Genomic DNA, 21,827 nt, shown 5'->3' with positions numbered 1-21,827 from the left:
GGTAACCAGGCCTTCTGAGTGACTGGTTCAATTGCAGTTTACCCCTGCGGGCGTCTGCTGCAACCATATTGCTCGGCGGGGAGGGCGGTGATGGAAACCGGTGAATGGGGCCAGTGATTACTACAATGGCCTCAGGTGCAATTTGCGCTCCCGATGCGCCTGCTCGATTGCTATACTCCGCGCCCTTTGAGACGGGGCACCAATCCAGCCCGCCCCAACGCACCCCTTACGCAACCAAGTGTGCACTGGAGATCTACATGAACGAAACACAATGCGATATCGGCTTTATCGGCGCCGGCGTGATGGGGAAGAACCTCATCCTCAACCTGGTAGATAACGGATACCGTGTGTGTGCCTTCGATCTCGATCACAGCCGTCTGGACGCGCTCTTGGAGCAGGATGCAAGAGAGCGGGGGGATAGTGCCCCTCGCGTGGAAGTGTGCAATTCCTATACGGAGCTGCTTTCCCGAGTAAAAGCGCCACACCTGGTTATCCTGTCTGTGCCCGCTGGCGCCCCCGTGGACGACGTGTGCAACAAGCTCCTGGATGCCGGTCTGCAGGCAGATGATATCGTGATCGATACCGGTAACAGTCTCTGGACCGATTCGGTTCAGCGCTGCAAACGCTATGAGGGCAAGCTGATTTTCTTCACCACTGCGGTGTCCGGCGGTGAAGTAGGGGCGCGATTCGGACCGTCTTTGATGCCTAGTGGTGACCGTTATGCCTGGGCGCGTATCGAGCCGGTATGGCACGCCATCGCGGCCAAGGTAGACCCAAAATCCGGCCAGCCCATTGAGCGATTTGAGCCCGGCAACCCGGTAAAAGTAGGGGATCCCTGTGCCGCCTATATCGGCCCGATTGGCTCCGGCCACTTCGTGAAGATGGTGCACAACGGCATCGAATACGCCGACATGCAGATGATCTGCGAAGTCTATGACGTTATGCGCAGCGCGCTTGAAATGACCCCCAGTGAAATTGCCGGTGTATTCCGTGAGTGGAACAAGGGAGTGCTGAACAGCTATCTGATCGATATCAGTGCGGAAGTACTGGACACCCGCGACTCGGAAACCGGCGAGCCCCTTGTCGATGTGATTCTCGATCGTGCGGGCCAGAAAGGTACTGGCCTCTGGACCGCGGTGGGCGCATTGCAGGTGGGTTGCCCGGCGCCCAGTATCGCCGAGGCGGTTTTCTCGCGCTCACTGTCCACGCGCAAGGTATTGCGTGGTCGTGCGGCCAAGAAACTGGTTGGGCCAGAGGTCGCCCCGGTCCCGGCGGATAAGCGTCAGGAGGTGATCGACCAGCTGCACGACGCACTCTACTGCGCAAAAATCTGTGTGTACGCGCAGGGCTTCGACCTGATGAAGCTGGCCGCCCGCGAACAGGGCTGGGAACTGAACTTTGCCGAGATCGCGCGCATCTGGCGCGCCGGCTGCATCATTCGCGCCGTGTTCCTGCAGTCCATTAGCGATGCCTATGAGCGCGACGTGAAGCTTTCCAATCTGTTACTGGATGATTTCTTTATTGAGCAGATTGCCAATCACCAGGGCAACTGGCGCCGCGCCGTCGCTGACGCCACCATCGGTGGTATTCCGGTCCCGGCATTGTCTTCTGCCCTCAGTTACTACGACGCCTTCCGTCGCGAATCCCTCCCGGCCAACTTGCTGCAGGCTCAGCGGGACTTCTTCGGCGCGCACACCTTTTCGCGGGTGGATAAGCCGGAGCAGGAGAAGTACCACGTACTCTGGGGCGAATCGGGTCGACCGATGAAGAAGGTCTAAAGACTCACCAGAAAAATGGCCGCACTAACTTTGAAAAGCTGCGGCCACTTTTTTTGAGTTTTTTGTGAGATTGTCGCGGACTAGTGCACGCGCCGCGGAAAGTTTCGAAATGCTTCATCAACAGCCCGATCCATCGATCGTTGCGGATTATTCAGCACCTCACGGGTGATCGGAGCGACTGTACGGCCTTGCCATACCAGGTGTTTTTGGCGTGCATCAACGAGGTCTATGGTCAGTTGTCCCTCAGTAGCGGATTGACTGACACGGGCGTGCGGGGCGTATGCTGGCATTTGACGAGTGGGATATGCGCGTACCTGCACGTTCACCAGCAGGTCGGGATTGGCGCTCGGCATCATGCCGCGGGCCATCAGTTGTTGGGAGACTTCGTTTTGTGCCAATGACATCGCACGGCCGTTGCTGCCGGTAACCGGTGCAAAGCCGAAAGTCTGGTACTGGCTAAAAGCGGCTGCCGCTGCCTTGTCGGTGGGCGGAGTGGCACAGCCTTGCAGGGTGGTGAATGCCACTGCTAGCGACCCGGTCAGGAAGAGCGCCCGTAGCGCTGCGGTGGTGAAGGGTTTTTGGAAGGAATTCCTGTATTTCATAAGCCAACCCCGAAACGTCGGTAGTGATTACCGACACCAGCATAGGGAAACTCTGACCAAGTCCGTAATGCCTTAGCGTGACCTGAAGGCAGTAGCTGTAAGGCGCAGCTCGCAGTGAATAGCTGGCCCTTTACAAGAGCTGCAACGCAGCAGATGCTGTCTTCAGGTCGCGCCCTGCGGGGCTTTCACGGACTTGGTCAGAGGTTCCCTTGATTCGGGCTGGCGTGAAAACATCGCTGGAACCGGCCGGTCATTTGGGGGCGATTTCGCTCCCGCCTCTACACAACTTCTTCCACTTCACTAACAAGCTGCTGCTCGCGTTCCTCGCGGCTTGCGCGGGCGACGATCTCATCGACACTGGCGGTGTCCGTATTGAGCCCGCCGAAGGCGCTGAGCAGGTCCTTCAGTAGGGCGGAGATTTCCAGGGTCATTACCGAGAATTCAATATCGAATCGCTGGGCCGCGTTGTCCGCATCCACGTTGTCTGCTTTCTCGGTGACCTCATCACTGAATTTCAGCCGCTTGATCGCTAACTGATCGTCCACCATCAGCTCAACACCATCGCGCCAGATCAGGCCAAGCTTGTGCACCTGCATACCGGCCACCAGGTGGTTGTGAATCTCTTCCGCGCACAGGTCCTGGTTCTTACAGCGGATGACACTGCCGGATTCCTGCGGGTCGCGCAGTTCGCACTCATGGCCGAACTCGAAGTTGGCGGGTGCCTCCGGGGCGGTCAGCCAGTGGGTCATGGACTGCTGGGGGATATTTTTCGCGGTCAGCGGAATAACAGACAGGCTGCTGATGGCTTCGCGCAGGTTTTCCAGCAGCTCTTCGGCAGCCTTGGCGGAGGAGGCATTGACCACAATCCAGCCATCTTTCGGGTCGATATAGGCAAACTGCAGCCTGGAGCGTGCGAAGGCTTTGGGTCGCATTTCCAAGAGCACTTCGTCCTTGAGGTTTTGCCGCTCTTTGCGGCCAACACTGCGGGCTTCCTTTTCTGAAATGGCCAGGGCCATCTCTTCGACCTTCTCGTTTACCACCGCGGCAGGGATGACCTTTTCCTGCTTTTTCGCACATACCATCAGATAGCCGTTGGCCGCATGCACCAGCTCGGTACCGTGCCGGCCCAGAGGGGGAACCCAGCCGTAGCGGGCCATATCCTGGCTGCCACAGGGGGTGAAGGTGTCTGGCTCGAGCATTTCATTCAGTTGCTCGGCGGACAGGGAGAATTCGCGGGTGAGACGGTATACGCGCAGGTTTTTAAACCACATACAACAGGCCAGGGATCGATTGCAAAATTTGGCCGCGCATTATGCGATGTAAGCGGGTTGGGAACCAGCCAAAGTCGAGACCGGTGGTTCCAGGCGGGCTTGGCGCAGCCGGAAAGTATTGGTCAGAATTTCTACAGGTCTACACTGCCTTGCTGACTTTGCGCATAGATGGTGTAGGGCAGTGCGACGGTGTCGGTGGCCGCTGAAAATACACTGTCGACCAGGTAAATACCTACCAGTGGGGCAAAGTAAATGGAGCTTCCATTGGAATTCAACTTGCACATATTGTAGGCAACACCGCTGTATACCCGGGGCACACTGACACACCCCGAGTTCTTCTGTTTCAGGTTGCGGGCTATCTCTGAGTCAGAGCTGGTCAGAGTAGTCACGGTGCCACAACCAGAAATAAGCGCGAGGGACAGGGTACATAAAATGCGTTTCACGAGAATTCCTTTTATTTTGCTACCGGCAGTCGGACCACAGAAATCAGAAGATGTTCAGGATTTCGGATGGGTGGCGGAACAGGTGGCTGGGTGAGTGTTTATCGAGCTCTTCTCTGGAGCCGTAGCCCCAGAGAACGCCGGCACCGGGGAGGCCGTTTTGTGCTGCTGCGGACAGGTCAAAGTGCCGGTCGCCGATCATCAGTGAATTGTGCCCAATCCTGTTTTCTTTAAGGAGTCTATTCAGCTGCTGCCCCTTGGCGATACCGACATCGCCGCCACTAACAAACTCGAAATAGTCGCATAACTCAAACTGTTCGAGAATTCGCGTGGCAAAATCGGCCCGTTTTGAGGTACATACACCCAGGCGAATGCCGTCTTGCATACTGAGTTGCTGCAGCATGTCAGTGATTCCTGGGTACAGCCTGTTCTCCGCATAGCCGGTTTCGCCATAGCGCTCGCGGTATTTATCTACCAGGGCACGGATATGGGTGCTGTCTTCGGAGCCTGTAAGGTGCGCGAGGGTCACCTCCAGAGGTGGGCCAATATGCGGGGTAAGTTGAGTTGCGGGCCGCGGTGCGTAATCGAAGGCTTGCAGGGCGTAATTCATGGAATTCACAAAACCATCTGCGGGATCACTCAGGGTCCCATCCAGGTCAAATAACAGCCATTCATATTTACTCATGTATTGCTCCTGAGTCTTATTTCAATTTCCAGCAGGTGCGGAGATTATGTGGCCAGCGAAGCAAGTTTTCCTCGGGTCAGCTCCAATAAGTCATTGGGGGCCAGCTCAATCTCCAATCCGCGGCGGCCGGCACTGACATAAATAGTGTCGTAGGACTTCGCTGTAGTGTGCAGGAACGTAGGTAGCGGTTTTTTCTGGCCAAGCGGGCTTACCCCACCAAGTACATAGCCTGAAGAGCGAGTCACCGCGTTTTTGTCGGCCATCGCCGCTCTTTTTGCGCCCGCTGCCTTGGCGATCAACTTCATATTGAGTTGATCCTCCACCGGTAGCACCGCTACCGCCAGCGATTTTCCATCCAGGGATACCACCAGGGTCTTAAACACCCGTTGCGGTGCCAGCCCCAGCTTTTCCGCCGCTTCCAGTCCGTAGGATTCAGCCGCTGGATCATGGGAATACTCGTGAATTTGAAATTTCACTTTCGCTATTTCGGCGGCTTTGATTGCGGGGGTCATGCTGGGCTACCTACCTATCCGGTTTCCCACATTCTCTCCCGATTACTTGCGGAATACAAAAAGGCCCGGCGTGCTGGCCGGGCCTTTTCGAAGCGGTGACGATTTATTTCTGCGGAATGGCGGAAACCACTTTCACAAAGTAATCCCAGAAGTTTGCCACGCTCTGAATATGTACCCGCTCTTCTGGTGAGTGGGCGCGGCGGATGGTGGGGCCGAAGGAGACCATGTCCCAGTTGGGGTAGGGCTTGGCAAGCAAGCCGCACTCCAGGCCGGCATGGATCACTTTCACTTCTGGCTCTTTGCCTTCCATTTCTTTGTAGACACCTTTCATCAGCGCCAGCAGCGGCGATTGCATATTGGGTGTCCAGCCAGGGTAGGCGTTGTCGAGGCTGGCCTCGGCACCGGCAAGCTGGAATGCGGCAGCGACGTTCAGGCCGTGTTCGTCCCGGGCGCTGTCGGACAGGCTGCGGACCAGGCACTGGATCCTTACCTGGTAATTGCCGCTCTCGCCGGTCTCGGTCACTACGCGAGCAAGGTTGTTTGAGGTGTCGGCGATACCTTCCAGCGCGGTGCTCATTCGCTCCACACCGTTGGGACAGCAGCGGATGCAGTGAATCAGTTTTTGTTGTGTTGACAGATCCATCACCACTGCGGGTGTTTCGGTGGCTTCCAGTGCAATGTCCAGCTTGGGTTCATTATCGAACTCGGCTTTGATGGTTGCGCTTGACTGCTGCACGATTTCCCTGAAGAGCGCAGCGTTACCTTCCGGCACGGTAACAACGCTGAAAGACTCCCGCGGGATGGCGTTGCGCAGGCTGCCACCGTCGAGGCTGCCGATGCGCAGGTCCGGGATCTGCTGCTGCGCCGTATCGATAATGCGATTGGCAATCTTGTTGGCGTTGCCACGACCTTTGTCGATATCCAGGCCGGAGTGCCCGCCGCGCAGGCCGCGCACACTCAATTTGAAGGCCAGGTGGCCCGCTTTAATCGGCTCCGCGGTAAAGGGCAGGGTAGCGTTGACGTCCACACCGCCGGCACAACCTACATAGAGCTCACCTTCATCTTCGGTATCCAGGTTTAACAGCAGATCTGCTTCGAAGTGGCCCGGTTGCAGATGCTTGGCGCCGGTCATGCCCGCTTCCTCGTCTATGGTCAGAAGCGCTTCCAGGGCCGGGTGCGGAATATCGGTGGATTCCATCAGCGCGAGAATGGCCGCGACGCCGATGCCGTTATCGGCTCCCAGGGTAGTACCTTCGGCCGTGACCCATTCGCCGTCGATGTAGGGTTTGATCGAGTCGGTCAGAAAATCGTGCTCGGTATCGGCATTTTTCTGCGGCACCATGTCGACATGGCTCTGCATGGCCAGGATTTTGCGATCTTCCATGCCGGGGGTAGCGGGCTTCTTTATGATGATATTGCCGATCTGATCCAGTTTGACGTCAAGACCGCGATTTTTCGCAAAGTCGACGATATAGGCCACCACCTTGTCTTCGTGCTTGGAAGGACGCGGAATTTCACACAATTTGGCGAAGTGTTTCCACAGTGGCGTAGGGTTCAGCTCTGCAATGGTCGACATGATTTTTCCTGGTTGCTTGGCCCCGGTTGTGGGGCCGGTGACGGCCGCGGACTTTTGGCCCGCGGCTGGAAGTTTAGTCATTTGGCGCTGGCGGCAGGCCGGTAGCGCCCGGGATGTGACTCCGCTTATTCGGCAATGGGGGCTTCGGAGATCAATTCAAACGCAATGCGGCGTTTGTCAGTGTCTACCGCTGATATTTTTACCTGTACCTCCTGGTCGAGCTGGAACCGCTCTTCGCCGCGGGTGATGCGCAGGCGTTTGCCGTCGAACTCAAAAGGGTTCTTTTTATTGTTGAAACGCACAAAGCCATTGATGCCGTTGTCATCGAGGCGCACACCGATACCGGCACCGTTGACCAGAGTGATTTTTCCGCTGAAGGCTTCACCGGTTTTCTTTTCCAGGAACTGGCAGTAAAGCCATTGCTGAAGTGCGCGATCGGCCTGTCTGCCAGTGGCGACACTTTGTTGCAGGGCTTCGCCGTCTTCACTATTGAATGCTGGCAGGGACATCTCATCCGCAGCGGCACGCAGCACCCGGTGATTGTGCAAGTCGTTGAATTTGCGAATCGGCGAAGTGATCGTGGCGTAGTGGGCGAGGCCCAGTCCGAGGTGTGCGGCTGCATTCCCGGAAAGTTCGCCCGGTCGCAGCATACGCTTCAGCACCGCCAGCACGTTTTTCGACTCTTCATCGCCCTGGGATTCAAGGGTCTTGACCAGATTCAGGTAGATATCGAGCTGGTGCAAATCCTGTTCGGCAAACTCGGGCATGGTGTCTTTTAATAGTGCGCGGATTTCCGCCATGCGTTCGTCACGGAAGCCCAGATGTACCGAGAAGCAGCCACCACCCAGCGCGGCGAGTTTTTCGCCGGCGCAGATGTTGGCCGCGAGCATGGCTTCTTCAACCATACGCTGCGCTGACGAGCGCTCCTGTTTCTCGATACGCTCGATTTTGCGCTGCTCGTTCAGGACCAGGTCATAGTCCGGGCGATCTTCCATAACCAGAGAGTGGCCGGCGCGATATTGGGCGCGGGCTTTGCTCAGAGCGTCCAGTTCTTTGAGTGCTGAATGCTGTTCTGCCGGCACAGCGCTGGTATCGCCGTCGATAAACTGAGCCACCTGTGCGTAACTCAACTTGTGCTGGGAGCGAATAGCGGCGAATTCGAAGTCAAAGCCATTCAGGGCGCCGTCCTCTCCCACGGTGATATGCATCACCAGTGCAGGGCGCTGTTCGCCCTCGAGCAGTGAGAAGCTGTTTTCACAAAGGCTGGCCGGGAGCATAGGAAGAGTCTCGCCTGCGAGGTATACGCTGTTGGCCCGGGTGCGCGCCTCTATATCCAGTGGGCTGCCCGGGTCTATTAGGCTGGATGGATCGGCGACGGCGATATGCAGTTTCCAGCCAGCCTCGACCTTGGTCACAGCAATGGCATCGTCCATATCACGGGTGCTTTCTGCATCAATGGTGACAAAAGCCAGATCAGAGAGATCATTTCGCTCGGCGCATACTTTTTCCAGTTGTGCGGGAATGGCCTCGGCCTGTTCCAGGGCGGCCTGGGAAAATTCGTTGGGGAGGCGATGCTGCGCGACTACAAAAGCGTGCTCAATACCTGCCATATCCGGTTTGCCGATGACTTTCTCGACCTTCGCCTGAGATTTGCCATCTTTGAACGGGTGGCGAGTGATGCTGCAGGCGATGAATTCTCCGGGCTGTGCTTTGCCCCGTGCCCTGGGAGGCAGGAAAATCCAGCGGGAGAGTCCGTGTTCGTTGGGCTGAATAAAGTGGCCCTGACCCCGTTGAATATATTGCCCCACAAGATACTTGAGCTCTGACGAGACCAGGCTGTCCAGCTCCGCCGACAGCTTGCCTTTGTCTTCTTCGGTCAGGCTGACCTTAACCCGATCTCCGGGAAAAACACGGTCCATCTCCGACGGTGGCAGAAAAGCCTCGCGCCCATCGTCCAGTACCACAAAGCCAAACTTTCCATTGGCGCCACGCACGCGGCCTTCGGCGAATTCCTTGGTGGAGCGGATATCGGTCTTCAGCTGGGAAAGCTGCTTGAGGGCGTCGGCGTTGAGCATAACCAGGTCTCTGTAACTCTGTCTCTAAATGGGGGAAGTCGGCGGAAGGCCGTATCAGGGCGCGGATTCTACCAGACGAGGGTTTCCAGACCAGTTGCCGGGGGCGCGTGGGAGCGAAAATACCGGATTGATACGGGTGAAAAATGACCACACAGGTTGCGTGATTTCTGTTGAATGTTATGTCCCAAAATAATTTGAAATTTAGGATGAGTAAGTTGCGTTATCGGTTATTTGTGCAAAGATCGCAATGATAATCTGCCGCTGCTGGCTATATTCTTAGTGGCTTACAATAAAGCGCGGTTGCGGGTTGTGTCGACAAAATCGGCCGTGCCTGGCGCCGTAGAAATTCCGCCCTCTGGAGAGGAATGCACATGAGTATTTTTTCCCATCCTGCCTACGACAACCACGAAGAAGTTGCTTTTTACCATGACGCCAAGAGCGGCCTGAAAGCGATTATCGCGGTACACAATACCAATCTGGGTCCCGCACTGGGCGGGTGTCGTATGTGGCCATATGCGGACGACGCAGAAGCACTGAATGACGTGCTGCGCCTGTCTCGCGGTATGACCTACAAATCGGCCATGGCCGGTCTGAAGCTGGGTGGTGGCAAGTCGGTCATTATTGGCGACCCGCGCAAGCAGAAAACACCTGAGCTGCTGCGCGCCATGGGCGATTTCCTGAATACCCTGGGTGGGCGCTATATCACCGCGGAAGACAGCGGTACCAGCGTGGCCGATATGAAGATTATTGGCGAGCGCAGCAAATATGTATCCGGCGTGATTTCCGGCCAGGAACACGGTGGTGATCCATCGCCCTCGACCGCGTATGGGGTTTTCGTTGGTCTGAAGGCCGCGGCTGCTCACCGCTGGGGCCGCACCGACCTTAGCGGTATGAAAGTGTCCATTCAGGGGGTGGGTAATGTGGGCTTCCGCCTTGGCAAGCTCCTGAAAGAGGCCGGCGCCGAGCTGTTCGTTACGGATATTTTCCAGGACAACATCGATCGTGCGGTCAGCGAACTGGGCGCCACTGCGGTAGGCGCCGACGAAATCTTCGATCTCGATGTGGACCTGTTCGCGCCCTGCGCACTTGGCGCCATTTTGAATGACAACACTATTGACCGCCTGAAAGTAGGTGCCATTGCTGGTGCAGCAAATAACCAGCTGGCGGAAGAGCGCCACGCGCAGATCCTCAAGGAGCGCGGAATCCTCTACGCGCCGGACTATGTGATCAATGCCGGTGGCATCATCGATGTGTATTACCAGCAGCTGGGTCAGGAGCAGGGCGAGTACGACGCCGCTCAGGTAAAGACCCATATCGAAAGTATTGCCACCACCATGGAAGAAGTTTTCCAGCGTGCCGATGAAACGGGCGATACCACCGCGCATGTTGCCGACCGCGTTGCCGAAGAGCGTTTCGGCCACAAAGACGCGCTGAATGGCACGGATTCCGCCGCTGCCTGATTTTTCTTTCCTATTCTGGCCCCGGCATAACCCGGGGCCTACCGCTTTCCTCTGACGATCTGTCGTCTCTCTGTGAGGTATTCTTCGGGCGCTACGGCGCCCGCTTTTTTGCCTACACTGTTACTCGCGTACCTCGCGCCAAACTCCCGTCGCCCTGTGCCCATCTGCAATCTGGATGGCGCGCCAAAAGATTCAGGCTAATTGACAATGGATATGCGATTTTTCCGGGTGCTTTTGCCCTTGCTTACTTCACTTCTGCTTGCCGCTCTGGCCGGGTGCGACCGCCACCGGGATGGTGCGGGGGGAGAAGAAAACGTGCACAAGGCACTCACCGTGGATAAGCAGGCGGCAGCGAGTAGCAAAGCTGCTGCCAGTGGCAATGCTGCATTCGTTAAAGCGCCGAAAATTGAACTGCCTTACCATAAAGAAGTTCTGAAAAATGGCCTGACGGTGATCGTGCACGAGGACGACAAGGCACCGGTTGTTGCCATCAACATCTGGTACAAGGTCGGCTCGAAAGATGAAACCCGCGGTAAAACCGGCTTTGCCCACCTTTTTGAACACCTGATGTTCAATGGCTCCGAAAACTATCCGGGCGAGTATTTTGAGCCCTTTCAGCGCTCCGGCGCCACGGATATGAACGGCACCACCAATAACGACCGCACCAATTATTTTGAAACAGTGCCGGTGGGTGCGCTGGATATGGCGTTGTGGATGGAGTCGGACCGGATGGGCCACTTCAAGGGGGCGATCAGCCAGGAGAAGCTGGACGAACAGCGCGGTGTCGTCAAGAACGAGAAGCGCCAGGGCGAAAACGCCCCCTATGGGCAGGCGTTTGATGTGATTGCGACCAGTACTTTTCCCTCGGACCACCCGTATTCCTGGACCACCATCGGCTCCATGGAGGATCTCGATAATGCCAGCCTCGAAGACGTCAAACAGTGGTTCTCGGATTACTATCAGCCGGCCAACGCGATTCTCGTAATTGCCGGGGATATTACCGTGGCCGAAGCAATGGAAAAGGCGCGCAAATATTTCGGCAGTATCCCCAGTACTTCTGTGCCACCGGAGCTCAAAAATTGGGAGCTTCCGACCCAGGTTAAAAAACGCCAGGTGATGACGGATCAGGTTCCCCAGACGCGTATATACAAAGTGTGGAACGTACCGGCTATCGGAAGTGAAGAAGAAAATGCCCTGGACCTGATGACTTCGCTGCTCGCGAATCGCAAGAACTCGTTGCTGTACCGCCGGCTGGTCAGGGATGAGCAGGTGGCTACCAGCGTCAGTGCGTTTTACTACGGTCGTCAGCTCGCAGGGCAGCTGATCATCATGGTGGACGTAAAACCCGGGCAGCCTGTCGAAAAGGTAGAAAAGCTGCTCGACCATGAAATTGAAGAATTCGTGCGCACCGGAATCAGTGCTGAAGAGTTGCGTCGTATCAAGCAAAGTGAATTTGCCAGCCTGGTGAAAGGCCTGGAGAAAATCGGTGGCTTTGGCGGCAAGACGGATATTCTCGCACGCTCGGAATTCTATTACGGCGACCCGGGAGCTTTGATCAGCGGCCTGGATGACTACGCCAAGGTATCTGTCGACGAGGTGCAGGATGCGGCTCAAAAGTGGCTGACCTCTGAGCAGTTCACGCTGATTATTACCCCCAAGGACGAGTACGCGACCTCTGGGCAGGACGTGGACCGCAGCAAAGTGCCGGCGATTGACAAGACTGTCGAATTGGAATTGCCGGAGCAACAGTCGTTCACGCTGGATAATGGGTTAAAGGTCGTACTGGCGGAGCGACACGATACGCCGGCTGTGTTTATGTCGTTACAGTATCGCAGTGGCGCATCCGCCGATGGCGAGACCCCGGGGCTCGCTTCGTTGGTGGCGCGAATGTTGAGTGAAGGTGCGGGGGAGTTTGACAGCCTCACCTTCAGCGCGCGTCAGGAAGAGCTTGGCGCGAGTATTGGCGCTGACAGTGGGCTCGACTACAACACACTCAGTTTCAGTGCGCTGAAATCTCAGCTGAAGCCATCACTGGAGCTGTTTCGTGATGTGATCTCAAGCCCGCTATTCCCAGAGGACGATTTGAAGCGGGTCAAGTCCAACTGGCTGGATTCCATCCGTCAGGAAGAAGCGCAGCCTCAGGGGTTGGCGATGCGAAAATTGCCTCCGTTGCTGTATGGGGAAAATCATCCTTACGGTGCCCCCCTGACGGGGTCCGGGACTCCGGAAGCCATTGAATCCATCACACGAGAAGATCTGGTGAAATTTCACCAAACCTGGTTGCGCCCGGATAACGCTCAGCTCACTGTGGTCGGCGATGGGACCAAGCAGGAACTCAAAGAGTTACTCAATGAAACCCTCGGCAACTGGACGGCGCCGGGTGAGGCGTTGCCTTCGCTGGAGATTCCTGCGGTAGAGCGTCCACCCAATGCGCGGGTGTACCTGCTGGATCGCCCTGGTGCCCAGCAGAGCTATATCATGGCCGGGCTGGTTATGCCGCCGTGGAAGCCCGACGGGGCGGAAGCATTTGATGCGATGGCATCTGCAATTGCCGGTAAATTTACTTCGCGCATCAATATGAATCTGCGCGAGGACAAGCACTGGTCCTACGGTGCGAGGGCTGTTTCGATGGACACTGAAGCCCAGCGCCCGTATATCGTTGTCGCTCCCGTGCAAACGGACAAGACGGCAGCGGCGATGAAAGAATTGATCAAGGAATATCAGGACTATCTCGGCAGCCGCCCGATCAAGGAAAGTGAGCTGAACGATTACAAGGACGACGAAGTGCTGAAACAGAGCGCACGCTTCCAGACCAAAGGACAATTGCTGTCCAGTATTGCCTGGCAGGTGGAAAAAGGGTTGCCAGCGGAATACATCGCCGACTACCCCCAGCGTGTCACTGCACTGACCAAGGAGCAGGTGGAGAGTGCGGCGAAGGAGTACCTCGCACCGGACCAGTTCACATGGCTGGTGGTAGGTGACCTGAAGAAGATCCAGAAGTCGATCGAGGCGCTGAATCTGGGGCCGGTTGAGGTATTGCCGACCAACTAACGGGGTGTGTTATACCTTTGAAAAGCCCGGTGCTGACTGCACCGGGCTTTTTTTATGGCGTCGGAATACGTTAAATTGCACGGGTCTCCAACACGAATAATACCGGGGCGGCAACCGTTCGACCCCGTATCTGCCGGAATACCCATGATCACAATGACTTCTCTACTCGTTCGTATCAGGCGCCGGATCGGCGGCTTGTTCGGTCTGTTCGCCCTTGTTTTCAGTGCCGCTTTCACCTTCAGCACGGCAGCCCAGGCGGAAAATATCGCTGTGCACGCGGGCTGGCTATTCGACAGCGAAAAAGGTCGCCTGCTTGAAAAACGCACGGTGCATATTGTGGATGGCAAGGTGGAATCCGTAGAACGCGGCTTCAATCAGCGTCAGGGCGAACGGGTGATTGATCTCAGTGCCTTTTCCGTACTGCCCGGTTTAATGGATATGCACACGCACCTCTCCTATGAATTTGGCCCCCGTACCTATACCGAGGCCTTTACCTGGAACCCTGCGGATTACACCCTTCGTTCGGTCAATACCGCAGAGCGCACCCTGAAAGCCGGGTTTACCACCGTGCGAGATCTCGGTGACAGCGGCAATGTGACGGTCAGTTTGCGTAACGCGATCAATCGCGGTGACATTGTCGGTCCGCGGATATACACCGCCGGAAAATCCATTGCCACTACCGGCGGCCATGCGGACCCGACCAACGGCCACAGGCACGATCTAATGGGCAGCCCCGGCCCGGCGGAGGGTGTAATCAATGGTGTTGCCAGTGCCCGCGAGGCTGTGCGCCAGCGTTACAAAGAGGGCGCAGATCTGATCAAAATCACCGCTACCGGCGGTGTGCTGAGTGTGGCCAAAAGTGGCCAGAATCCGCAGTTTATGCAGGACGAAGTTGAGGCGGTGGTAGAGACGGCAAAAGACTACGGGTTCACCGTAGCGGTGCACGCCCACGGAAAAGAGGGTATGCAGCGGGCAATTCGCGCAGGCGTGGACTCCATAGAGCACGGAACCTATATGGATGATGAGACCATGCGGATGATGGTGGACCACGGCACCTGGTATGTGCCAACCCTGCTCGCCGGTGACTGGGTCACTCAAAAGGCGGCGGTGGATGGCTTCTTCCCGGAAATGGTGCGTACCAAGGCAGCCAAAATTGGCCCCCTGATCCAGGATACGTTCAATCGCGCGCACAAAAAGGGTGTGAAAATCGCGTTTGGTACTGACACCGGGGTAAGCCGGCACGGGGATAACGCGAAAGAGTTTGCGTTGATGGTACAGGGTGGTATGAGCCCGGCCGATGCGATCCGCTCTGCTACCTGGAATGCGGCGCAGCTGCTTGAGGTGCAGGATCAGTTGGGAAGTATTGCGCCGGGGAAATGGGCGGATATGGTGGGGGTGATTGGCAACCCTTTGGAAGATATCACTACCCTTGAGCGAGTTCGCTTTGTGATGAAGGGGGGGGAGGTTTACAAGCAGCCCGAGTAACAGTTTCTATGAAGCCTGGTGGCGGTGACGCTACCAGGTGCACCCTTGTGAGACACGCCGTGTACCCATCCCTGGGGGCTCTGCACCGCCATCCATGGCGGTGAAGGTCTCACAAGGGTGCACCTGATACCGTCACCTTATCGTCGACTTTAAATTATTCGGTCCATTCGATAGCAAGATTACTTGGCTAGCTCGAATACCAGTTCCACATTAACCGATACCGAAGTCTCCCCCGGTGCCACCGGCGTGCTGGCACTGTCTTTGGCCATGGCGCCTTCTGCGCGCATTACCATCGGGCGCGGCATGCCGCCGTGGCTTCCCTCAGAAATGCTCACAATTCTACGTACCTTGGTGCCCAGAGCTTCCGCATAAGAATCTGCGCGGGCCTGAGCCATTTTCAAGGCTTTTTCACGGGCTTCTGCCAGCAGGGGCTCCGGGTCGTCGATGGAGAAACTGGGGCCGTGGATCTGGTTGGCGCCTTCTGCGGTCAGTGCGTCGATCACTTTGCTCAGGTCATCCAGTTTGCGTACAGTAATGCTCACACTGTTGCGGGCCTGGTAGGCGATGATTTTGCGCTCGCGGTTTGGCTGGTAGTCGTAGCGCGGGTTGAGGCTGATGCCGCTGGTCTGGACATCCTTTGCGTCAATGCCGGCATTCTTTATCGCCTGCATGACTTTTTCCATCTGCTCTGCATTGGCCTCCATCGCCGCCTGACTTTCATCGGCTTCGGTAACCACACCCGCGGAAATGTTTGCGATATCCGGTACCCGGCTGGCCTCTCCCTGTGCAGAGATACTGATTAATGTGCCTGCGGGGCGGTTGCTGGCGTCGCTACCGCATCCGGCTACAAAAATGGCGAGGCCGGCAATCAGGCCAGCGGAGAAAAGCTTCATGGTCTTGTGCATGGCGAATCCTTAAGTTGCCAAAAGTACTTCTCGTTACGGCGGCCATTGTGGCGCCAAAAAGATGAATATCAGGTGAACAGGCGTGTGAAAGTTTCGTTTTCCGGGTGGTACAGGGCGAAACCGAGACGCAGCAGGTGCTGGCGCCGATCGCACAATACATTTTTTTCACGCAGCTCCGCCTGGAGTTTTTCTGCTGCATCGGCACTGCCACAGCGAAAGGTGAAGAAGTGCCCGTGGCCGTTTTGCAGGTCGTGGGCGATGAGGTTTTGCCGGTTCAGGATCGGGTGCGAGGCACTATCCATGGCCTGCAGGAAGCGTTGCTGATTGTTTTGCACATAGCGGTGGATCGCACCCACGGTCAGATCTTCCCGCTGATACAAATCCAGTACAGCAAGCGCCTTGTACAGCGGCGAAAAATCCATAGTGGCGCCGGCGAAGCGCAGCCAGTCATTGCCGAAGCCGACACCTTCAGCGCGGTTCTCCAGCTCCGCCATCTCTGCGAACCAGCCGGTATTGAGTGGTCGCAATTGGCAACCGCGGGGGATGCTCATGAAGCACATGCCCTCACCGGCGCCGAGATATTTGTAAGACCCTGCGGTGTAGAATACCTTATCCGCCACGGCGCCGAGATCAGTGGGGCGGGCAAAAAATCCGTGGTAGCCGTCGATCACCATCTCAGTGGTTGCGGGTTTGCGTTCGGCCAGCGCCAGCAAGTCCGGAAAGGCAACGCCGGAGTCAAAGAAGACCTGGCTGACGTAGGCCAGCTGGTATTGCCCGGACTGCAGCTCTTCATCAAAGCGCTCCGCCAGCGTGGCGTAGGGCAGGGTGGGGATGCGGGTTACCTGCACATTGGGCAATTCTTCCAGGCGCAGCAACTGGCGGGCAAAGCTGTAGAATTCGCCGTCGGTGGTAAGGATGCGCAGAGGCTCGTTCAGATCAAATGCACTCAGCAGGCGGAATACCAGTTCATGGGTATTTGGCGCCAGCGCGATCTGTTCCGGCGCGGGCAGATTGAGTGTGCTTGCAATACTTCGCTGAAAGGCCGGTATCATCTCGCCGAAAATCTTCTCCCACTTTAGGTCGGCCATGGCCGCAGCGTCCTGCCAGTAGGCATTCACCGCGTCCAGGGTGGCGTCGGCCCAGTAGTGGTGGGAGTGGCATGCCATATGCAGAATCGGCAGGTCGCAGCCAGGGGAGGCCGCTTTTTGGGCGGCCTGTAAAAAATGTCGATAGTATTTTTGATACATTTCGCTCTGGTAACTTTTTGTGGGGCGATTAAATTATCGCTCGTTATTTGATGTACTAGGGAGCCTCTGATCAAGTCCGCGATGCCTCAGGCTTTCAGAGCGATTCACAATCAAGGCGTGGTTTCGCAGGAATGTCTAGACCTTTCAAGAAGCCACAACGCAGAGTGTGGATTGCTCTGAAAGCCCCGGAGGGCGCGACCTGACAACAACATCTGCTGCGTTGCAGCTCTTGTAAATGGCCAGCCATTCACTGCGAACTGCGCCTAACAGCTGCTGCTGTCAGGTCACGCTGAGGCATTGCGGACTTGGTCAGAGGTTCCCTGAGATTTTAATCCCGCAAAGGAGGCGTTGCAGTGGAATATTTGCACACAATGGTGCGTGTCACCGACCTGGAAAAATCTTTGGAGTTTTATTGCGACAAACTGGGCCTGTACGAGGTCAAGCGCAATGATTACGAGAAAGGTCGCTTCACTCTGATATTTCTGGCGGCGCCGGGAGACAAGAGCACGGCGGATGCCGACGCACGGCCCTGTCTTGAACTGACCTACAACTGGGACCCGGAATCTTACTCCGGTGGCCGGAACTTTGGCCACCTGGCCTACCGCGTAGACAATATCTACGAAACCTGTCAGCGCCTGATGGACATGGGCGTCACCATCAACCGTCCGCCACGGGATGGTCATATGGCGTTTGTACGGTCCCCGGACAATATTTCCATCGAACTGTTGCAGAAGGGTGATTCTCTGCCGCCGCAGGAGCCCTGGGCGTCTATGGAGAACACCGGGGAGTGGTAACCCGTCACAGGTAATCGCAGTTAACGAAGTACGCTGTAGTTGAGTTGAGAGTAGAGATGGTGAAGCCAAATAAACCCCGAAGCTGTGTGATTCTTGCCGGTGCCAGCGCGGCCCGGCGAGTGCGGGAGGAAGGTCTCAATCAGGGCATGGTGTCCACCCTGGTCGGAGCGTCCGGCGGCCCCAAGTGGTTGTCGATCAGCCAGTTGGATCGGGTACTGATTGGCGAGTTTTTCCGCGACCGCAAAACGCCCATCGCTACCCTCGGCTCATCTATCGGTAGCTTCCGCAACATGTGTTATGCCACCGCCAACCCGATGGCTGCGCTGGAAAAGCTTGAGTACGGCTACGTCAATCAGACGTACGCCAGCGACCGACCGTTACCGGCGGAGATTACCGGTGCTGGTGAGAAGATCCTGCTGGATGTGCTGGGTAAAGAGGGCGCGCAGCAGGTGGCGACCAATGTTATCTGGCGCAGCCACTTTGTAACCGTGCGTGGACGCGGGCCGCTGGCCAGCGAGAAAAAAGCCCTGCTCGCGCCGGCGTTGCTGGCGTCGGCCCTGGCGAACGCGGTCAGTCGCCGCAGTCTGCGTGCGTTTTGGGATCGGGTGGTATTCCACTCTGGCGAGGCGCCGAGTGTGGCTTTTCGCAACCTCAGCACGGTCAACACACCGCTCAGCGCAGATAATGTGTGCCCGGCGGTGCTCGCCAGCGGGTCTATTCCCCTGGTGATGGCCGGAGTGCCCACGCCCGCCGGGGCCCCCACAGGAAACTACCGCGATGGCGGTATCACCGACTACCATTTCGACCTCGGCTTTGAGCACCCGCAGGGGCTGGTTCTGTATCCCCACTTCTTTCCCTATATGGTGCCGGGCTGGTTCGACAAGAGCCTGCGCTGGCGCTGGGTACGTGGGGGCGCCATGGAAAATGTGATTCTCGTTGCACCGTCGCCGTCCTGGGTGGCCAAGTTGCCCTTCAGCAAAATCCCGGATCGGGACGATTTCGTGAAGCTCTCTACCGAGGAGCGCCTCAAGTACTGGAATGCGGTGACCGAGGCGGGCAAACAGGTAGCGGAGGATTTCTTCGAATTGTGGCAAACTGGCGCCATTGCCAGCGAGTTGATCGAAGTTGGCAGCGACCAGGCACCCCACAAGCTGGCCCTTTCCGCTTAGGCGGCGTTCAAGCCGTGCGTGATGGTGCCTGAAGGACTGAATCCGTGATCGCGGGACCAATAGCAAAAGGCCACCAGTGAAAGACGCCGAGTTTACCGAACCGCAGGAAGAATTCCGCACGACCCAGGAACGGGTTTACTATCAGGTACGGGATGCCATACTCCGCGGTCAGTTTCTGCCTGGAAACCCAATTACGATTCGCGGCCTTGCCGCGGAGCTGGGCTGTAGCCCGATGCCCGTGCGCGAAGCGCTGCGCCGATTGACCTCAGAGCGGGCGCTGGAACTGTCGGATACGCGGCGGGTCACGGTGCCTACCATGACCCGGGAAAAACTGGATGAAATCTGTGCGGCGCGAGTGGCGCTGGAGTGTCAGGCCGCAGCCCAGGCTTTGCCCCACGTCGGCGAGCCAGAGCTGGAGGCTTTACGTGCGCTGGATGATCGGGTCACAGCGGCGCTGGATAAAAACGATATTCAGGAATATGTGACAGGTAACCTGGATTTTCACTTCACCCTCTACCGTCTCGGGCGCCCGCATATCATTTTGTCCCTGATCGAAAGCCTGTGGCTGCAAACGGCACCATTGCAGCATCTGGTTTTTCAGCGCTTCGGTGTCCAGGAGTTGCCGGACAGGCACCAGGACCTGGTTGAGGCCATTGCGCAAAAAGACGAGCAAGCTGTGCGAACGGCCATCCGTCAGGATATCGAAGAGGGTCTGGGTTCTATTTCTGCTGAAGAGTTAATGCCGCACTGATGTTCAGTTATTTACATATCGTTTTACATTTCCTGATTCCCCTCGCCATCGCCTGGTATTTCTTTCGTGACGAATGGAAGAAGGCGGCGCTGTTTATGCTGGCGGCAAACCTGGTGGATCTCGACCATCTGCTTGCGTCGCCGATGTACGATCCGGATCGCTGCAGTATCAACTTCCATCCTCTGCACACTATGTTCCCGATTTCTTTCTACGGCGCGATGATGTTTCTGCCGTGGAAGCCGGTGCGTTGGCTGGGTATTGGACTGGTTACCCATATGCTGTTGGATGCCATCGACTGCGGTATTTAGTCCGTTTTCCCGCAAAAACTGTTCTTTTTTTTCCCGAACTTGTCTGTTTTCTCCCGTTGACTGTGAATCGCAAATGCGCAGCCAGCGGTTTGGTTACTCTTGCGAGGCAATAACTATAACGACGCCTCAAGGAGACCAATATGGGAAGTAAATTTATTTCAATTCTGCTGTTATCTGCGTTTAGTCACGGAGCGCTGGCTTGTATTTCCGCCGAAAGTGAATCCAACGACGCGGAGTCCGATGCGGATGGACCTGTGTGTTCCAGTCAGACGATCGATGGCAACATTGCCAATCGTCGGGACCAGGACTGGTATTACTTCAATATCAATTCTCCCGCAAATCTCGATATTTCTCTGAATCACGCCAGTGGCGACGACTTTGACTGGCATCTGTACGACGTGTCCCAGCGGCTTTACAGTGCGGAAACCGGTGATCGTCCGGAAGCCGCCAGTGTCAGTGTGGCTGGCAACGGGCTCTATACACTGAAGGTGACGCGCTACAGTGGACGCGGGGATTACACCTTGAGCGTCGATGGCATCCCTTCGAGCAGTGGTGGTGGAAGTAGTAGTGGTGGAAGTAGTAGCAGTGGCGGGAGCAGCGGTGGCGGCAATTGCGATCTCGGTGCGCGCCCAAATAAGCCCGGTGGGTTGACTCGCTACATCACCGGAAGCGAGACGGATATCTGTGTGAATCAATCCGCGGGTGGGCTGTTGGTAATGGGGGGCGGTAGTGATGTGGATGCCGCCTTCACCCGGAGAGTGGAGCCGCTGATTGATGGTGGCGACGTTGTCGTGCTGCGTACCAGTGGTAGTGATGGCTATAACGATTACCTGCAAGATCTGTTGAATGCAGATTCTGTAGAAACGCTGATTGTGGATCGCCCGCAATATGCGAACGATGATTATGTGGCCTGGGTTGTGCGCTCTGCAGAGTTTGTCTGGATTGCCGGAGGCGACCAGTCGGATTATCTGAACCAGTGGCAGGGAACGGAACTGCAGCAGGCGCTTGATGAGGTCATGGCTCGCGGAGGTGTATTGGGCGGTACTTCGGCGGGCGCCGCTGTGCAGTCCGAGCACATCTATGATCCCGATGGTGTGCCGGGTGCCTACTCGTCGGAAGCAGTTTCTGACCTCTGCCACGAATACATTAATATCTCTTCCAACTTCCTCAGTACGCCCATCATGCAGGGCCTGATTGTCGATACGCACTTTGCCGAGCGCGACCGAATGGGCCGGCTAATGGCCTTTATGGCTGGATTGCCCGCAGGGATCCAGGGGATAGGGGTTGATGAAGCAACCTCCATTTTCTTCACTCCCGATGGAAGCGGTGTAGTCGATGGTGCTGGCAGTGTCTATATCCTGCAGGAAGACGGCCAGACGTCAAGGACGCAGGCCCAGTGCGGACAGCCGGTAGTGTACGAAGATGTGTTGCGCTACAAGCTGGACGAGTTTGACCAGTTCAATATTTCCAATGGCGCCAGTAATGTGACACCGAAGCGCATCGGCATTGATGGGCGCTCGGGCAACTTCTATATCAACCAGCCCTACCAGTAAAAGTACTTAGACCGGATTGGTATTGATCCAGAGTGGGTTGGGAAAGTGTTCTTCTCTCAACCCGTTTCTGGATATATGGTTTCACAGATGTGTGCAAAATTTTCATCGAATCCCGATTTGCGATTGTGCAGATTATTCGGCCGCGCGGCGGTCCGACTTAAAAAC

General features: G+C 56.6%; 18 protein-coding genes. 9 read left to right on the top strand and 9 right to left on the bottom strand.

Going from position 1 to position 21,827, the window contains the following annotated elements:
• Positions 1-257 precede the first annotated feature (257 nt).
• Positions 258-1,778: an NADP-dependent phosphogluconate dehydrogenase gene (gene gndA, locus ACXAG1_RS10125; RefSeq protein WP_475092628.1), complete on the top strand. Its 1,521-nt coding sequence runs from the start codon at positions 258-260 to the stop codon at positions 1,776-1,778.
• Positions 1,779-1,858: 80 nt separating this feature from the next.
• Here the strand turns inward: gndA and ACXAG1_RS10120 are convergent, their stop codons facing one another.
• The 7 genes from ACXAG1_RS10120 to ACXAG1_RS10090 all read right to left on the bottom strand — a co-directional run bounded on the left by ACXAG1_RS10120 (position 1,859) and on the right by ACXAG1_RS10090 (position 8,939).
• Entirely contained in the window at positions 1,859-2,380 is a 522-nt protein-coding gene (locus ACXAG1_RS10120; RefSeq protein ID WP_475092629.1) for a DUF4136 domain-containing protein, read from the bottom strand.
• 278 nt (positions 2,381-2,658) lie between these two features.
• Positions 2,659-3,651 (bottom strand): recombination-associated protein RdgC, encoded by a 993-nt coding sequence (gene rdgC, locus ACXAG1_RS10115; RefSeq protein WP_475092630.1) that lies wholly within the window; start codon positions 3,649-3,651, stop codon positions 2,659-2,661.
• A gap of 131 nt (positions 3,652-3,782) precedes the next feature.
• Complete coding sequence (locus ACXAG1_RS10110) at positions 3,783-4,094, bottom strand: YceK/YidQ family lipoprotein (protein WP_475092631.1); 312 nt, start codon at positions 4,092-4,094, stop codon at positions 3,783-3,785.
• 43 nt (positions 4,095-4,137) lie between these two features.
• A complete protein-coding gene (locus ACXAG1_RS10105) occupies positions 4,138-4,776 on the bottom strand; it encodes an HAD family hydrolase (RefSeq protein ID WP_475092632.1) in 639 nt (212 codons plus the stop codon).
• Positions 4,777-4,820: 44 nt separating this feature from the next.
• Positions 4,821-5,288 (bottom strand): Cys-tRNA(Pro) deacylase, encoded by a 468-nt coding sequence (gene ybaK, locus ACXAG1_RS10100; protein WP_475092633.1) that lies wholly within the window; start codon positions 5,286-5,288, stop codon positions 4,821-4,823.
• A 103-nt stretch (positions 5,289-5,391) separates the two neighbouring features.
• Positions 5,392-6,864, bottom strand: a complete 1,473-nt coding sequence (locus tag ACXAG1_RS10095) for an aminoacyl-histidine dipeptidase (protein ID WP_475119651.1) — start codon at positions 6,862-6,864, stop codon at positions 5,392-5,394.
• Positions 6,865-6,989: 125 nt separating this feature from the next.
• Positions 6,990-8,939, bottom strand: coding sequence for a VacB/RNase II family 3'-5' exoribonuclease (locus ACXAG1_RS10090; protein WP_475119650.1), 1,950 nt, complete (start codon positions 8,937-8,939; stop codon positions 6,990-6,992).
• Between the two features lie 371 nt (positions 8,940-9,310).
• Between ACXAG1_RS10090 and ACXAG1_RS10085 the strand changes: the two genes are divergently transcribed.
• The 3 genes from ACXAG1_RS10085 (at position 9,311) to ACXAG1_RS10075 (ending at position 14,935) form a co-directional block, all read left to right on the top strand.
• Entirely contained in the window at positions 9,311-10,399 is a 1,089-nt protein-coding gene (locus ACXAG1_RS10085) for a Glu/Leu/Phe/Val dehydrogenase dimerization domain-containing protein (protein WP_475119649.1), read from the top strand.
• Between the two features lie 240 nt (positions 10,400-10,639).
• The gene (locus tag ACXAG1_RS10080; protein ID WP_475119648.1) at positions 10,640-13,450 is read left to right on the top strand and encodes a M16 family metallopeptidase; all 2,811 of its coding nucleotides are present in this window, start codon (positions 10,640-10,642) and stop codon (positions 13,448-13,450) included.
• A gap of 144 nt (positions 13,451-13,594) precedes the next feature.
• Positions 13,595-14,935, top strand: coding sequence for a metal-dependent hydrolase family protein (locus ACXAG1_RS10075; RefSeq protein WP_475119647.1), 1,341 nt, complete (start codon positions 13,595-13,597; stop codon positions 14,933-14,935).
• Positions 14,936-15,114: 179 nt separating this feature from the next.
• Here ACXAG1_RS10075 and ACXAG1_RS10070 read toward each other — a convergent pair whose 3' ends face one another.
• Together ACXAG1_RS10070 and ACXAG1_RS10065 are read right to left on the bottom strand one after the other, a co-directional pair.
• Positions 15,115-15,840 carry an SIMPL domain-containing protein gene (locus ACXAG1_RS10070; RefSeq protein ID WP_475119646.1) on the bottom strand — a complete coding sequence of 242 codons (726 nt, stop codon included), beginning with the start codon at positions 15,838-15,840 and terminating at the stop codon, positions 15,115-15,117.
• Positions 15,841-15,908: 68 nt separating this feature from the next.
• On the bottom strand, positions 15,909-17,087 hold the full coding sequence (locus tag ACXAG1_RS10065) for a hypothetical protein (RefSeq protein WP_475119645.1): 1,179 nt from the start codon (positions 17,085-17,087) through the stop codon (positions 15,909-15,911).
• 353 nt (positions 17,088-17,440) lie between these two features.
• Here ACXAG1_RS10065 and ACXAG1_RS10060 point away from each other — a divergent pair, with 353 nt between their 5' ends.
• The 5 genes from ACXAG1_RS10060 (at position 17,441) to ACXAG1_RS10040 (ending at position 21,662) form a co-directional block, all read left to right on the top strand.
• Positions 17,441-17,881: a VOC family protein gene (locus ACXAG1_RS10060; RefSeq protein WP_043315848.1), complete on the top strand. Its 441-nt coding sequence runs from the start codon at positions 17,441-17,443 to the stop codon at positions 17,879-17,881.
• Between the two features lie 56 nt (positions 17,882-17,937).
• A complete protein-coding gene (locus ACXAG1_RS10055; RefSeq protein ID WP_475092643.1) occupies positions 17,938-19,050 on the top strand; it encodes a hypothetical protein in 1,113 nt (370 codons plus the stop codon).
• 76 nt (positions 19,051-19,126) lie between these two features.
• Positions 19,127-19,801, top strand: a complete 675-nt coding sequence (locus tag ACXAG1_RS10050; RefSeq protein WP_475119644.1) for a GntR family transcriptional regulator — start codon at positions 19,127-19,129, stop codon at positions 19,799-19,801.
• Positions 19,801-20,109, top strand: coding sequence for a DUF6122 family protein (locus ACXAG1_RS10045; protein WP_051686841.1), 309 nt, complete (start codon positions 19,801-19,803; stop codon positions 20,107-20,109). Before ACXAG1_RS10050 ends, ACXAG1_RS10045 begins: the two co-directional genes overlap by 1 nt.
• Before the next feature lie 140 nt (positions 20,110-20,249).
• Positions 20,250-21,662, top strand: coding sequence for a Type 1 glutamine amidotransferase-like domain-containing protein (locus tag ACXAG1_RS10040; protein WP_475119643.1), 1,413 nt, complete (start codon positions 20,250-20,252; stop codon positions 21,660-21,662).
• The last annotated feature ends 165 nt before the right edge of the window (positions 21,663-21,827 follow it).

The sequence above is a fragment of the Microbulbifer sp. ABE4_465 genome (genome assembly GCF_056160765.1).
The sequence above is the reverse complement of the archived record's forward strand: the minus strand, read 5'-3'. Positions and strand labels throughout refer to the sequence as shown.

Excerpts from the sequence above, each read along its gene's own strand:
- ACXAG1_RS10090 (WP_475119650.1), bottom strand. The coding sequence starts at position 8,939 with ATGCTCAACGCCGACGCCCTCAAGCAGCTTTCCCAGCTGAAGACCGAT.
- ACXAG1_RS10055 (WP_475092643.1), top strand. The coding sequence starts at position 17,938 with ATGGTGAAGCCAAATAAACCCCGAAGCTGTGTGATTCTTGCCGGTGCC.
- ACXAG1_RS10120 (WP_475092629.1), bottom strand. The coding sequence starts at position 2,380 with ATGAAATACAGGAATTCCTTCCAAAAACCCTTCACCACCGCAGCGCTA.
- ACXAG1_RS10095 (WP_475119651.1), bottom strand. The coding sequence starts at position 6,864 with ATGTCGACCATTGCAGAGCTGAACCCTACGCCACTGTGGAAACACTTC.
- ACXAG1_RS10085 (WP_475119649.1), top strand. The coding sequence starts at position 9,311 with ATGAGTATTTTTTCCCATCCTGCCTACGACAACCACGAAGAAGTTGCT.
- ACXAG1_RS10045 (WP_051686841.1), top strand. The coding sequence starts at position 19,801 with ATGTTCAGTTATTTACATATCGTTTTACATTTCCTGATTCCCCTCGCC.
- ACXAG1_RS10105 (WP_475092632.1), bottom strand. The coding sequence starts at position 4,776 with ATGAGTAAATATGAATGGCTGTTATTTGACCTGGATGGGACCCTGAGT.
- ybaK (WP_475092633.1), bottom strand. The coding sequence starts at position 5,288 with ATGACCCCCGCAATCAAAGCCGCCGAAATAGCGAAAGTGAAATTTCAA.
- ACXAG1_RS10070 (WP_475119646.1), bottom strand. The coding sequence starts at position 15,840 with ATGCACAAGACCATGAAGCTTTTCTCCGCTGGCCTGATTGCCGGCCTC.
- ACXAG1_RS10040 (WP_475119643.1), top strand. The coding sequence starts at position 20,250 with ATGGGAAGTAAATTTATTTCAATTCTGCTGTTATCTGCGTTTAGTCAC.
- gndA (WP_475092628.1), top strand. The coding sequence starts at position 258 with ATGAACGAAACACAATGCGATATCGGCTTTATCGGCGCCGGCGTGATG.
- rdgC (WP_475092630.1), bottom strand. The coding sequence starts at position 3,651 with ATGTGGTTTAAAAACCTGCGCGTATACCGTCTCACCCGCGAATTCTCC.
- ACXAG1_RS10065 (WP_475119645.1), bottom strand. The coding sequence starts at position 17,087 with ATGTATCAAAAATACTATCGACATTTTTTACAGGCCGCCCAAAAAGCG.
- ACXAG1_RS10075 (WP_475119647.1), top strand. The coding sequence starts at position 13,595 with ATGATCACAATGACTTCTCTACTCGTTCGTATCAGGCGCCGGATCGGC.